The 14,032-nt window shown below is 64.4% G+C and carries 6 protein-coding genes, 1 tRNA gene and 3 rRNA genes; 2 read left to right on the top strand and 8 right to left on the bottom strand.

The window, feature by feature from the left end:
• Positions 1 to 302: 302 nt before the first annotated feature.
• Complete coding sequence (locus OG485_RS30880; RefSeq protein WP_328671872.1) at positions 303 to 3,050, top strand: SpoIIE family protein phosphatase; 2,748 nt, start codon at positions 303 to 305, stop codon at positions 3,048 to 3,050.
• Between the two features lie 115 nt (positions 3,051 to 3,165).
• Here the strand turns inward: OG485_RS30880 and OG485_RS30875 are convergent.
• The 8 genes from OG485_RS30875 to thyX all read right to left on the bottom strand — a co-directional run bounded on the left by OG485_RS30875 (position 3,166) and on the right by thyX (position 13,513).
• A tRNA-Thr gene (locus OG485_RS30875) sits at positions 3,166 to 3,238 on the bottom strand.
• A gap of 83 nt (positions 3,239 to 3,321) precedes the next feature.
• On the bottom strand, positions 3,322 to 3,984 hold the full coding sequence (locus tag OG485_RS30870) for a DegT/DnrJ/EryC1/StrS family aminotransferase (protein ID WP_328674728.1): 663 nt from the start codon (positions 3,982 to 3,984) through the stop codon (positions 3,322 to 3,324).
• Positions 3,985 to 4,097: 113 nt separating this feature from the next.
• Positions 4,098 to 4,214: ribosomal RNA gene (gene rrf, locus OG485_RS30865) — 5S ribosomal RNA — on the bottom strand.
• 89 nt (positions 4,215 to 4,303) lie between these two features.
• Positions 4,304 to 7,424: ribosomal RNA gene (locus OG485_RS30860) — 23S ribosomal RNA — on the bottom strand.
• A gap of 308 nt (positions 7,425 to 7,732) precedes the next feature.
• Positions 7,733 to 9,242 (bottom strand): 16S ribosomal RNA (locus OG485_RS30855).
• Together the 16S, 23S and 5S rRNA genes form the textbook arrangement of a ribosomal RNA operon.
• Positions 9,243 to 9,844: 602 nt before the next feature.
• Positions 9,845 to 11,530 (bottom strand): ribonuclease J, encoded by a 1,686-nt coding sequence (locus tag OG485_RS30850; RefSeq protein WP_328671871.1) that lies wholly within the window; start codon positions 11,528 to 11,530, stop codon positions 9,845 to 9,847.
• 131 nt (positions 11,531 to 11,661) lie between these two features.
• A complete protein-coding gene (gene dapA / locus OG485_RS30845) occupies positions 11,662 to 12,561 on the bottom strand; it encodes a 4-hydroxy-tetrahydrodipicolinate synthase (RefSeq protein ID WP_326785143.1) in 900 nt (299 codons plus the stop codon).
• A gap of 211 nt (positions 12,562 to 12,772) precedes the next feature.
• Positions 12,773 to 13,513 carry an FAD-dependent thymidylate synthase gene (gene thyX, locus OG485_RS30840; RefSeq protein WP_328671870.1) on the bottom strand — a complete coding sequence of 247 codons (741 nt, stop codon included), beginning with the start codon at positions 13,511 to 13,513 and terminating at the stop codon, positions 12,773 to 12,775.
• Positions 13,514 to 13,808: 295 nt separating this feature from the next.
• On the opposite strand from thyX, the gene OG485_RS30835 reads away from it, so the two are divergent.
• Positions 13,809 to 14,021 (top strand): hypothetical protein, encoded by a 213-nt coding sequence (locus tag OG485_RS30835; RefSeq protein WP_328671869.1) that lies wholly within the window; start codon positions 13,809 to 13,811, stop codon positions 14,019 to 14,021.
• Positions 14,022 to 14,032: the final 11 nt, after the last annotated feature.

Raw genomic sequence — 14,032 nt, 5'->3', positions numbered from 1 at the left:
CGGACCTGTTCCTGGAGCCTGCCCAGTGTTTCACCCCGGCCGAACCAGGCCATAACAGTTCGGCAGCTTCGCACATCGTCCGCACACCCACGGGACAGTCCTCCGGCCCCGGCCGCAGGCAATCACACGCACCTGTCCGAACGGAAACAGCGCACTCTTCAGGACGGAAACACCCGTGACCGGCATCCGCAGGGCCCGCGAAGGTAAGTAACCTTGCAAGCGGCTGTCCAGCCGTGCCGGTCCCGTCCGGCCTGGGCGGTGGCACGAGTACGAGCGGGCAGGCATCGGAGGGGCACCGCACCATGACCACCGGACTGCATCCTGGAGGGACACCCCAGGATCCCCGGCCTACAGGGAACCACGCTCTGCCCACGCAGGAGCGGGCCGGCCACGGAACCCCGCATGCCGACGACCGGACGAGGAGTTCTGTGATTACCGCGCGCGCGGCCGCCAGCTTCGAACCCGTGGGACGGTCCGTCGCGACCGCCCGCTCGTTCGTCCGGGACACCCTCCAGGGCTGGGGCTTCGCCGACATCGTCGACGACGCCGTCGTTCTGACCAGCGAGCTGGTCACCAATGCCGTTGTGCACGCGGGCACCTCCGCCGACGTCCTGTGTCTGCGCAGCGACGACGGCGTGCGCATCGAGGTGGCGGACCGCTACCCGGAACGCGAGATCCCACTCCAGGCCACGGCCGTCAACATGGGCAGCCCCGACCGCGAGGGCGGCCGCGGCCTCCAGCTCTGCGCGGCCCTCGCCCGCCGCTGGGGCGTCGACTACACGCCCACCCACAAGCAGGTCTGGTTCCAGCTCGACCTCCCCGAGCGCGCGATCGGCACCCGAACCGCAGGCCCCCCGCTCCCCGCCGACCTCCTCCCCCTGGCCGACGGCCGCGTACGCGTGGCGGTCGTCCAGATCGACCGCACCGGCGCCATCAACGCCTGGAACGAGGACGCCGAGGAGCTCTTCGGGTACGCGGCCGACCAGGTCACCGGCAAACCGCTCACCGACCTCGCGGCCTGGCCGCACACCCCCGGCACCGGCACCGGCATCGTCGAAGCCCTCCAACTCTCGCGCTGGGAAGGCAGTTACGGCGTCCGCTGCGCCGACGGCCGCGTCACTCCGGTGTACGCCTCGCACCTGCGGGTCCGCGACACGAGCGGCGAGCCCTCCACCGTCTGCCTCCTCGTACGCGACCACGAACGTGCCGTCCTGCAGACCCCGTTGCGCGGTCCAGCCTCCGACGCGGGCAGCCACGCGGAGGGTCAGGCCGCGGATCCGTTCGAGGTCTTCATCGGCTCGCCGGCCCCGGACGACCTCGACGGTCTTCTCCAGCGCACGGTGGAACGGGCCCGCGACATGCTGGACGCCGACTCCGCCTTCCTGCTCCTCGCGACCGACGACGAGACGGAGTTGGAGGTACGCGCCTCCACGGGCCTGCCCTCCGCGCGCCAGCGCTTCGCCCGCGTCCCCGTCGAGGCGGGCCCCGGCCGCTACGGCTCGGCCCGGATGCCCGCCGTCCACGAGGACCTGACGGTCGTCCCCGGCGCCGTACCGCTCCTCGCCGGCACCGGCATGCGCTCGGTCGTCACGGTCCCGCTGAAGGTCGAGGGCCGCCTCACCGGCTCCCTCGGCGTCGCGGCCGAATCACCCGGCCGCTACTCCAACGAGGAGGCCCTGCGCCTCCAGTTCGCCGCCGACCGCATCGCCCTCGCGGTGGAGTCGGCCCGCCTCGGCGAGCTGGAACGCCTGCGCCGCGGCTCGCTGTCCTTCCTCGTCGAAGCCTCCGACCTGCTCGCCGGCACGCTGGACCGCGACCAGACGCTCGCCCTCATGGCCCAGATGACGGTCCCGACCCTCGCCACCTGGTGCGCCGTGTACACGATCGCCGACCAGGCTTCCGATCCCTACCTCTCGTACGTCCTGCACGAGGACGAGGAACTCATCGACGGCCTCAAGGCGTTGCTCTCGAAGATCGCCCCACCGGACCCGGTGCCCACCCCGGGTGCCCGCGTCTGGTCGGCTCCCGCCGCGGCCGCTCACGACGCGGCCCTGCGGACCTCGATGCGCAGCCTGGGCCTCGGCGGACAGACGTCGATGAGCTCCAGCATCGGCCCGACCCTGGCGACGGCCGCCGCTGTCGGTGGCGAGACCGTCGTCCTTCCCCTGGTCGCCCGCAACCGTGTCATCGGCATGCTGACCCTCGGCAAGCCGTCGGACGAGCATTTCCGCCAGGAGATCCTGGAGTTGGCCGAGGACCTCTCCCGGCGAGCGGCTCTCGCACTGGACAACGCCCGCCTGTACTCGGAGCGCACGGCGATCAGCCAGTCCCTCCAGCGCAGCCTGCTGCCCCCGGAACTCCCCCAGATCGACGGCGTCGAGGTCGAGGTCATCTACCGTGCGGCCGGAGAGGGCAACGAAGTCGGCGGCGACTTCTACGACCTCTTCCCGATCCGTGACGGCGCGTACGGCTTCGCCATCGGCGACGTCTGCGGTACGGGCCCGGAGGCGGCGGCGGTCACGGGCCTGGCCCGGCACGCACTGCGCCTGCTGGCCCGCGAGGGCTACGGCGGCCCCGCGGTCCTGGAGCGGCTGAACTCCGCGATCCTCGACGAGGGCGCCCGCAGCCGCTTCCTGACGCTTCTCTACGGCGAGTTGTGGCCCCAGGAGGACGGCAGCGCCGTCCTGAAGGTCGTCTGCGCCGGCCATCCGCTCCCGTTGCGTCTGCGCCAGGACGGAACGGTCGAGCCGGCCGCCGAACCGCAGCCGCTCCTCGGTGTCATGGAGGACCTCGAGCTGTACGAGCAGACGGTCACGCTCGATCCGGGCGATGTCCTGCTGTGCGTGACGGACGGGGTCACGGAGCGGCGCGAGGGCACTCGTATGCTCGGCGACGACGGTCTGGCGGATGTCCTCACCACGTGCACGGGGCTGACGGCCGGCGCTGTCGCCGCGCGCATCATGCGCGCGGTCGAACGCTTCGCCTCCGACGCCCCGTCGGACGACATGGCGATCCTGGCGATGCGCGTCCCAGGCCTCCACACGGACTGAGACCCGGCGACCGACGCTCCCGGGACTCCGGTCCCGGGGGCTGAGGTACCGGGGACCCGAGTCCCGGGACATGCGAAAGGCCCCCGCCCACAAGGGCGGAGGCCTTTTCTGTCTGAGCCCCCCAACGGAATCGAACCGTTGACCTTCTCCTTACCATGGAGACGCTCTGCCGACTGAGCTAGGGGGGCCTGTCGCTTTAGAGGTTTCCCTCGCGGCAACAAGAGAGATCATACCCTGAATTGGACCGTGCTCCCAACCTGTCCGGCCCTGATCAGAAGGCCGGTTGCAGCAGTCCGCCGAGCGCGTTGCACGCGGAGACGATCCGCTGCATCTCCCGCTTCGTCAACGTCCCGTCCACCGGCAGCGAGAGGGTCTCGTCGGCGGCCCGCTCGGTCTCGGGAAGCTGTACGTCCCGACGGAACCCGGGCAGCCGGTGCACCGGCGTCTTCACCGGAACCCGGCACTCGACTCCCCTGGCCCGTACGGCCCGTGCGAAGGCGTCGCGGTCCGGACGTCCGTTGCCGGGAACCCGTACGACGTACTGCTGGTAGGTGTGTCCGTCGCCGCTGACGGGTGTGCGTACGCCCCTGAGCCGGCCGTCGAGATAGGCGGCCCGCTCCCTGCGCTGCGCGATCTCGTCGTACGGAGCCTCGGACTCGCCCTGTTCCAGGACCAGCACTTCATGCCGCTGCCCCAGCTCCCGCAGCCGCACCATGTCGGCGGTCCGCCCGAAGCGGTGCACGACAACGAGCGCCGCCGTCCGGGGAGTTATGACCGCCTCCACCGCGTCGGGGTCGAGGCAGTACGTCACGGGGTCTATGTCGGCGAAGACGACGATGGCGCCGGCCTCCGTGACGGCATCGGCGACCTCGACGTTCCCGAAGGCCGGAACGACGACCTCGTCACCGGCTCCGACGCCCGCGGCTGTGAGCATTGCAGCAGTACTCATGATGGGGATATTGGTCGCGCAACGTGAACTTCAAGTGACGCAAAACAAAAAAGAGCTGGTCCCCGAACCGAAGTTCGGGGACCAGCTCTCTAAAATTTGTTCGGCGGCGTCCTACTCTCCCACAGGGTCCCCCCTGCAGTACCATCGGCGCTGTGAGGCTTAGCTTCCGGGTTCGGAATGTAACCGGGCGTTTCCCTCACGCTATGACCACCGAAACACTATGAAACTGTCAACCGCACCACGCTCTGTGACAAACGTGGGGTTGTTCGTGGTTTCAGAACCAACACAGTGGACGCGAGCAACTGAGGACAAGCCCTCGGCCTATTAGTACCAGTCACCTCCACCCGTTGCCGGGCTTCCAGATCTGGCCTATCAACCCAGTCGTCTACTGGGAGCCTTAACCCCTCAAGGGGTGGGAATACTCATCTCGAAGCAGGCTTCCCGCTTAGATGCTTTCAGCGGTTATCCCTCCCGAACGTAGCCAACCAGCCATGCCCTTGGCAGGACAACTGGCACACCAGAGGTTCGTCCGTCCCGGTCCTCTCGTACTAGGGACAGCCCTTCTCAATATTCCTACGCGCACAGCGGATAGGGACCGAACTGTCTCACGACGTTCTAAACCCAGCTCGCGTACCGCTTTAATGGGCGAACAGCCCAACCCTTGGGACCGACTCCAGCCCCAGGATGCGACGAGCCGACATCGAGGTGCCAAACCATCCCGTCGATATGGACTCTTGGGGAAGATCAGCCTGTTATCCCCGGGGTACCTTTTATCCGTTGAGCGACGGCGCTTCCACAAGCCACCGCCGGATCACTAGTCCCGACTTTCGTCCCTGCTCGACCCGTCGGTCTCACAGTCAAGCTCCCTTGTGCACTTACACTCAACACCTGATTGCCAACCAGGCTGAGGGAACCTTTGGGCGCCTCCGTTACTCTTTAGGAGGCAACCGCCCCAGTTAAACTACCCATCAGACACTGTCCCTGATCCGGATCACGGACCCAGGTTAGACATCCAGCACGACCAGACTGGTATTTCAACGACGACTCCACCTGAACTGGCGTCCAAGCTTCACAGTCTCCCAGCTATCCTACACAAGCCGAACCGAACACCAATATCAAACTGTAGTAAAGGTCCCGGGGTCTTTCCGTCCTGCTGCGCGAAACGAGCATCTTTACTCGTAGTGCAATTTCACCGGGCCTATGGTTGAGACAGTCGAGAAGTCGTTACGCCATTCGTGCAGGTCGGAACTTACCCGACAAGGAATTTCGCTACCTTAGGATGGTTATAGTTACCACCGCCGTTTACTGGCGCTTAAGTTCTCAGCTTCGCCACAACGAATTGTGACTAACCGGTCCCCTTAACGTTCCAGCACCGGGCAGGCGTCAGTCCGTATACATCGCCTTACGGCTTCGCACGGACCTGTGTTTTTAGTAAACAGTCGCTTCTCGCTGGTCTCTGCGGCCACCCCCAGCTCACCGAGTAAATCGGATCACCAGTGATGGCCCCCTTCTCCCGAAGTTACGGGGGCATTTTGCCGAGTTCCTTAACCATAGTTCACCCGAACGCCTCGGTATTCTCTACCTGACCACCTGAGTCGGTTTAGGGTACGGGCCGCCATGAAACTCGCTAGAGGCTTTTCTCGACAGCATAGGATCATCCACTTCACCACAATCGGCTCGGCATCAGGTCTCAGCCTTAATGTGTGACGGATTTGCCTATCACACGGCCTACACCCTTACCCCGGGACAACCACCGCCCGGGATGGACTACCTTCCTGCGTCACCCCATCACTCACCTACTACAGGTCTGGTCCGTCGGCTCCACCACTCCCCTTTGCCCGAAGGCTCCGGGGCGGCTTCACGGACTTAGCATCGCCTGGTTCGATGTTTGACGCTTCACAGCGGGTACCGGAATATCAACCGGTTATCCATCGACTACGCCTGTCGGCCTCGCCTTAGGTCCCGACTTACCCTGGGCAGATCAGCTTGACCCAGGAACCCTTAGTCAATCGGCGCACACGTTTCTCACGTGTGTATCGCTACTCATGCCTGCATTCTCACTCGTGAACCGTCCACCACTGCCTTCCGGCGCGGCTTCACCCGGCACACGACGCTCCCCTACCCATCACAGCGGGCGTTGGCCCTATTGCTGCAATGACACGACTTCGGCGGTACGCTTGAGCCCCGCTACATTGTCGGCGCGGAATCACTAGACCAGTGAGCTATTACGCACTCTTTCAAGGGTGGCTGCTTCTAAGCCAACCTCCTGGTTGTCTGTGCGACTCCACATCCTTTCCCACTTAGCGTACGCTTAGGGGCCTTAGTCGATGCTCTGGGCTGTTTCCCTCTCGACCATGGAGCTTATCCCCCACAGTCTCACTGCCGCGCTCTCACTTACCGGCATTCGGAGTTTGGCTAAGGTCAGTAACCCGGTAGGGCCCATCGCCTATCCAGTGCTCTACCTCCGGCAAGAAACACACGACGCTGCACCTAAATGCATTTCGGGGAGAACCAGCTATCACGGAGTTTGATTGGCCTTTCACCCCTAACCACAGGTCATCCCCCAGGTTTTCAACCCTGGTGGGTTCGGTCCTCCACGACCTCTTACAGCCGCTTCAACCTGCCCATGGCTAGATCACTCCGCTTCGGGTCTTGAGCGCGCTACTGAATCGCCCTATTCGGACTCGCTTTCGCTACGGCTTCCCCACACGGGTTAACCTCGCAACGCACCGCAAACTCGCAGGCTCATTCTTCAAAAGGCACGCAGTCACGACGCATTGAGTAAACTCAATGCGCGACGCTCCCACGGCTTGTAGGCACACGGTTTCAGGTACTATTTCACTCCGCTCCCGCGGTACTTTTCACCATTCCCTCACGGTACTATCCGCTATCGGTCACCAGGGAATATTTAGGCTTAGCGGGTGGTCCCGCCAGATTCACACGGGATTTCTCGGGCCCCGTGCTACTTGGGTGTCTCTCAAACGAGCCGTTGATGTTTCGACTACGGGGGTCTTACCCTCTACGCCGGACCTTTCGCATGTCCTTCGCCTACATCAACGGTTTCTGACTCGTCTCACAGCCGGCAGACTGTGAAAGAGAGATCCCACAACCCCCCAAGCGCAACCCCTGCCGGGTCTCACACGCTTGAGGTTTGGCCTCATCCGGTTTCGCTCGCCACTACTCCCGGAATCACGGTTGTTTTCTCTTCCTGCGGGTACTGAGATGTTTCACTTCCCCGCGTTCCCTCCACATACCCTATGTGTTCAGGTATGGGTGACAGCCCATGACGACTGCCGGGTTTCCCCATTCGGAAACCCCCGGATCAAAGCCTGGTTGACGGCTCCCCGGGGACTATCGTGGCCTCCCACGTCCTTCATCGGTTCCTGGTGCCAAGGCATCCACCGTGCGCCCTTAAAAACTTGGCCACAGATGCTCGCGTCCACTGTGCAGTTCTCAAACAACGACCAACCACCCATCACCCCCGGTTTCCACCGGAGTGCACTGGGGCCGGCACTGAAGGCAGCCACACGGGCCGTACCTTCAGACACCCAACAGCGTGCCCGACACTCTTACCGCTTCCCTCATTCTTTCCACGCCCCGAAGGGCAGTACCGGAAGGAGAAGACAGTCAAGAGTGCCGAATAATCAACGTTCCACCCATGAGCAACCAGCATCGGACATTCGCCGATGTACTGGCCTCTGACTCGGCGGACCGAGTAAGAAGTGCTCCTTAGAAAGGAGGTGATCCAGCCGCACCTTCCGGTACGGCTACCTTGTTACGACTTCGTCCCAATCGCCAGTCCCACCTTCGACAGCTCCCTCCCACAAGGGGTTGGGCCACCGGCTTCGGGTGTTACCGACTTTCGTGACGTGACGGGCGGTGTGTACAAGGCCCGGGAACGTATTCACCGCAGCAATGCTGATCTGCGATTACTAGCAACTCCGACTTCATGGGGTCGAGTTGCAGACCCCAATCCGAACTGAGACAGGCTTTTTGAGATTCGCTCCGCCTCACGGCTTCGCAGCTCTTTGTACCTGCCATTGTAGCACGTGTGCAGCCCAAGACATAAGGGGCATGATGACTTGACGTCGTCCCCACCTTCCTCCGAGTTGACCCCGGCAGTCTCCTGTGAGTCCCCATCACCCCGAAGGGCATGCTGGCAACACAGAACAAGGGTTGCGCTCGTTGCGGGACTTAACCCAACATCTCACGACACGAGCTGACGACAGCCATGCACCACCTGTACACCGACCACAAGGGGGGCACTATCTCTAATGCTTTCCGGTGTATGTCAAGCCTTGGTAAGGTTCTTCGCGTTGCGTCGAATTAAGCCACATGCTCCGCTGCTTGTGCGGGCCCCCGTCAATTCCTTTGAGTTTTAGCCTTGCGGCCGTACTCCCCAGGCGGGGAACTTAATGCGTTAGCTGCGGCACCGACGACGTGGAATGTCGCCAACACCTAGTTCCCACCGTTTACGGCGTGGACTACCAGGGTATCTAATCCTGTTCGCTCCCCACGCTTTCGCTCCTCAGCGTCAGTAATGGCCCAGAGATCCGCCTTCGCCACCGGTGTTCCTCCTGATATCTGCGCATTTCACCGCTACACCAGGAATTCCGTCTAGCTAGCCCGTATCGAATGCAGACCCGGGGTTAAGCCCCGGGCTTTCACACCCGACGTGACAAGCCGCCTACGAGCTCTTTACGCCCAATAATTCCGGACAACGCTTGCGCCCTACGTATTACCGCGGCTGCTGGCACGTAGTTAGCCGGCGCTTCTTCTGCAGGTACCGTCACTCTCGCTTCTTCCCTGCTGAAAGAGGTTTACAACCCGAAGGCCGTCATCCCTCACGCGGCGTCGCTGCATCAGGCTTTCGCCCATTGTGCAATATTCCCCACTGCTGCCTCCCGTAGGAGTCTGGGCCGTGTCTCAGTCCCAGTGTGGCCGGTCGCCCTCTCAGGCCGGCTACCCGTCGTCGCCTTGGTGAGCCACTACCTCACCAACAAGCTGATAGGCCGCGGGCTCATCCTTCACCGCCGGAGCTTTTAACCCCCACCCATGCGGGCAGGAGTGTTATCCGGTATTAGACCCCGTTTCCAGGGCTTGTCCCAGAGTGAAGGGCAGATTGCCCACGTGTTACTCACCCGTTCGCCACTAATCCACCCCGAAGGGCTTCATCGTTCGACTTGCATGTGTTAAGCACGCCGCCAGCGTTCGTCCTGAGCCAGGATCAAACTCTCCGTGAATGTTTACCGGTAATCCGGTTTACATCACGAGAGCGGAACAACCGGTCGGAATAGGACCGGCGTTCACAGCGTCCTCGCTGATGCGCCTGCCGGAACAATGCCCGGCAGGACTTTTTCAAAGGAACCTCGTCCCGACCGAACGGCCGGAGACGGGGTATCAACAAATCTGGCGTTGATTTTTGGCACGCTGTTGAGTTCTCAAGGAACGGACGCTTCCTTTGTACTCACCCTCTCGGGCTTTCCTCCGGGCGCTTCCCTTCGGTCTTGCGTTTCCGACTCTATCAGACCGTTTCCGTATCCGATTTCCTCGGCGCTTTCCAGGTTTCCGCTTTCGCGTTTCCCTTTCCGGCGGGTCCGACTCTATCAGAACCTTTCGGGCCCGATTTCCTCGGTGCTTTCAAGGTAATCCGCTTTCGCGTTTCCCTTTTCAGCGACTCCGACTTTATCAGATTCTCTGAGTCGGAATTTCCGTCCCGTTCGGGGAGTGCCTCCGGAGCGTGAAGCTTCGGGGTTCCCGTTCGGGCGGAGACGTAAACGTACTGGAGCGGAGCGCCACGATGCAAATCGAGGTGCTCCGCTCCAGGTTGGGGCGTTGCCGGAGGTCAGACCTCGACGACGACCGGGAGGATCATCGGGCGCCGGCGGTAGGTGTCGGACACCCACTTGCCCAGCGTGCGACGGATGAGCTGCTGGAGCTGATGAGGCTCCACCACACCGTCCTGAGCCGACCGCTCCAGGACCTCCGTGATCTTCGGGATGACGTCCGCGAAGACCGCGTCGTCGATGCCGGAGCCACGTGCCTGCACGTGCGGGCCGGCCGTGAGCTTGCCGGTGCTGGCGTCCATCACCACGAAGACCGAGATGATGCCCTCGTCCCCGAGGATCTTGCGGTCCTTGAGCGCGGGCTCACCGACATCACCGACCGAGAGACCGTCGACGTAGACGTATCCGGCCTGGACCTTGCCGGAGATCTTCGCCTTGCCCTCGACCAGGTCGACGACGACGCCGTCCTCGGCGATCACGATCCGGTCGTGCGGGACACCGGTCAGGGCGCCCAGCTCGGCGTTGGCCCGAAGGTGACGCCATTCGCCGTGGACCGGCATCAGGTTGCGCGGCTTGCAGATGTTGTAGAAGTACAGCAGCTCGCCCGCGGAGGCGTGTCCGGAGACGTGCACCTTGGCGTTGCCCTTGTGGACGACCTTCGCGCCCCAGCGGGTCAGACCGTTGATGACGCGGTAGACCGCGTTCTCGTTGCCCGGGATCAGCGACGAGGCCAGGATCACCGTGTCGCCCTGGACGATCCGGATCTGGTGGTCGCGGTTCGCCATCCGGGAGAGCGCGGCCATCGGCTCGCCCTGGGATCCCGTACAGACGAGGACGACCTCGTGGTCCGGAAGGTCGTCGAGCGTCTTGACGTCGACCACCAGGCCCGGCGGGACCTTCAGATAGCCGAGGTCGCGCGCGATGCCCATGTTGCGGACCATCGAGCGGCCGACGAAGGCGACCCTGCGGCCGTACTCGTGGGCGGTGTCGAGGATCTGCTGGATGCGGTGCACATGGCTGGCGAAGCTCGCCACGATGATCCGCTTGCTGGCGCCGGCGAAGACCTGGCGCAGCACGTTCTGGATGTCGCGCTCGGGCGGGACGAAGCCCGGGACCTCGGCGTTCGTGGAGTCCGAGAGGAGGAGGTCGATGCCTTCCTCGCTCAGGCGGGCGAACGCGTGCAGGTCCGTGAGACGGCCGTCCAGCGGGAGCTGGTCCATCTTGAAGTCGCCGGTGTGGACGACCATGCCCGCGGGGGTGCGGATGGCGACCGCGAGGGCGTCCGGGATGGAGTGGTTGACCGCGACGAACTCGCAGTCGAAGGGGCCGATGCGCTCCCGGTGACCCTCGGTCACTTCGAGCGTGTAGGGCCGGATGCGGTGCTCCTGGAGCTTCGCCTCGATGAGCGCGAGGGTCAGCTTGGAGCCGATCAGCGGGATGTCCGGCTTCTCGCGCAGGAGGAACGGGACGCCGCCGATGTGGTCCTCGTGGCCGTGCGTGAGCACGATGCCCTCGATGTCGTCGAGGCGGTCCCTGATGGACGTGAAGTCCGGCAGGATCAGGTCGATTCCGGGCTGCTCCTCCTCGGGGAAGAGCACTCCGCAGTCGACGATCAGGAGACGGCCTCCGTATTCGAAGACCGTCATGTTCCGGCCGATTTCGCCGAGGCCGCCGAGCGGGGTGACCCGCAGGCCGCCCTTCGGGAGGACCGGCGGTTTGCCGAGTTCAGGATGCGGATGACTCAAAAGACTCTCCTCACCACGCGCGCCACGTACCTGGCAAGGCACGTGGCGCGCGTGACGTTCGTGCAGTAGCTGTTGTGTGGGGTGCAGGCCCGTGGCCTGCGGTCAGGCGTATTCAGTTGTGAAGTCTGTGGTCAGAGCTCTACCCCGCCGGCGCCAAGATCGATCTTGAGCTGGGTGGTCTCCTCGGGCGACAGTTCGACCATCGGGGCGCGGAGCGGACCGGCGGGCAGGCCCTGGAGGGCGAGTGCGGCCTTGGTCGTCATCACGCCCTGAGTGCGGAACATGCCGGTGAAGACGGGGAGCAGCTTCTGGTGGATCTCGGTGGCCTTCTGGACGTCCCCCGAGATGTACGCGTCGAGCATCGCGCGCAGTTCCGGGGTGACGACGTGACCGACGACGGAGACGAAGCCCACCGCGCCGACGGAGAGCAACGGCAGGTTCAGCATGTCGTCGCCGGAGTACCAGGCGAGGCCGGAGCGGGCGATGGCCCAGCTGGCGCGGCCCAGGTCCCCCTTGGCGTCCTTGTTCGCGACGATACGCGGGTGCTCGGCGAGCCGCACCAGGGTTTCGGTGTTGATCGGGACGCCGCTGCGGCCGGGAATGTCGTAGAGCATGACCGGCAGTTCGGTCGCGTCGGCGATGGCCGAGAAGTGCCGGTACAACCCCTCCTGCGGAGGCTTGTTGTAGTACGGCGTCACGGTGAGCAGGCCGTGCGCGCCGGCCTTCTCGGCGTCGCGGGCGAGCTCGATGCTGTGGCGGGTGTCGTTCGTGCCGACGCCTGCGACGATGTGGGCGCGGTCGCCGACCGCCTCCAGCACGGCGCGTACCAGCTCCGATTTCTCCGCGTTGCTGGTGGTCGGGGACTCACCGGTGGTGCCGTTGATGATCAGGCCGTCGTTGCCTGCGTCCACCAGGTGGGTCGCGAGCCGCTGAGCGCCGTCGAGGTCGAGTCCGCCGTCCGCCGTGAAGGGCGTGACCATGGCGGTGAGGACCCGCCCGAAGGGGGTCTGCGGAGTGGAGGTCGGAGCCATGGGTAATACGCTACTCGCTGCTCACCGCCTGGTCTGCCCTCGGGGACCACGACAAAGCATGACAAGGGTGGAACCCGGCACTGCCTGCTCGGGGGTTCAAGCAGTACCGGGTCCGTTTGATCAGGCTAGATGAACTTCACGAAATGCCGCAATACGGACACTTCGCTCGGATGATCCGTACATCTGTGCCGGACCGGTGCCCAGTGGCGTGTTAGGGCGCCACGCGCCCGTTGGCGTTGTACGCCGCGTGCGTGAGCGGCATGAGCCCGGCCCACTCCGCCTCCATCTTCTCGGCGACCATCTCGATCTCCCGCTGCGGGAACGACGGCACCCTGGCGAGCTCGTGCTGGGTGCGCAGTCCGAGGAAGTGCATCAGGGAGCGAGCGTTGCACGTGGCGTACATCGAGGAGAAGAGTCCGACCGGAAGGGTGGCGCGGGCGACCTCGCGGGCGACACCGGCCTTCAGCATCTCCTGGTACGCGGCGTAGGACTGCCGGTACGACTCCTCCATGGCCGTGGTGACGGTCCTGTGCTGTTCGGGGGTGCCCTGGACGAACTCGTACTTGCCGGGGCGCCCCTGCTGGACCAGTTTGCGGTCCTCACCGGGAACGTAGAAGACCGGCTCCAGCTCCCTGTAGCGGCCCGATTCCTCGTTGTACGACCAGCCCACGCGGTGCCGCATGAACTCACGGAAGACGAAGATCGGGGCGCTGACGAAGAAGGTCATCGAGTTGTGCTCGAAGGGGCTGCCGTGCCGGTCCCGCATCAGGTAGTTGATCAGGCCCTTGGAGCGCTCCGGGTCCTTCTGCAGCTCTGCCAGCGACTGCTCCCCCGCGGTGGAGACACGGGCGGCGAACAGCACGTCGGCGTCGGAGGCCGTGTGCTTGATCAGCTCGACGGTGACATCGCTGCGGAAGAAGGGCTTGAGGTCGTCGGCTGGGGTGTCGGTCACGGTGCGCGGGGTCCTTCCCATCACTGGCTCGGGCGGCGACCACTCTACGGCCCGGCGTCCGCCCGGCGTCCGCAACCGGGCGTTCGGTGCCCGCCGCGACATTCATCGGCGAACTTCTGCGAATTCGGCGATTCCGGGCACCTCTTGTAACGTTCGGCCGTCTGTATGAGTGGGAGCGATGCGTTCGAGCTGTTCGAGCCGATAGCACCACTTGCCACCGGATCGCCCAGGTCACCCGGATCACCCGGATCACGTCACTGGGCCCGGCGAAGTCCCCAGAGGAGAAGCACCGCCCATGTTCCGTCGGCGCGAGCCCGACCCGTTCCGCAGCAATGTCGCTCCCCCGCCCCGTGAGCGGTCCTCCGCCGGGCAGATAGCCGGCCGGTGCCTCTTCGGCCTCACCCTGGCCGCCGGGATCGCCGGGGCCCTGATCCTCGGCATGCCCGCCCTGTCCCAGGATCCGTCACCTGCGCAGACGCAGCACTCCGTGGCGTCGGACGGCCGCTGACTCTTCCGGAC

The sequence above is a fragment of the Streptomyces sp. NBC_00328 genome, assembly GCF_036139655.1.
Lineage (GTDB): Bacteria > Actinomycetota > Actinomycetes > Streptomycetales > Streptomycetaceae > Streptomyces.
This window is presented reverse-complemented; position numbering and strand designations above follow the sequence as displayed.

Coding starts and splice junctions, on each gene's coding strand:
- OG485_RS30880 (WP_328671872.1), top strand. CDS start 303: ATGACCACCGGACTGCATCCTGGAGGGACACCCCAGGATCCCCGGCCT.
- OG485_RS30870 (WP_328674728.1), bottom strand. CDS start 3,984: ATGCTCACAGCCGCGGGCGTCGGAGCCGGTGACGAGGTCGTCGTTCCG.
- dapA (WP_326785143.1), bottom strand. CDS start 12,561: ATGGCTCCGACCTCCACTCCGCAGACCCCCTTCGGGCGGGTCCTCACC.
- OG485_RS30835 (WP_328671869.1), top strand. CDS start 13,809: ATGTTCCGTCGGCGCGAGCCCGACCCGTTCCGCAGCAATGTCGCTCCC.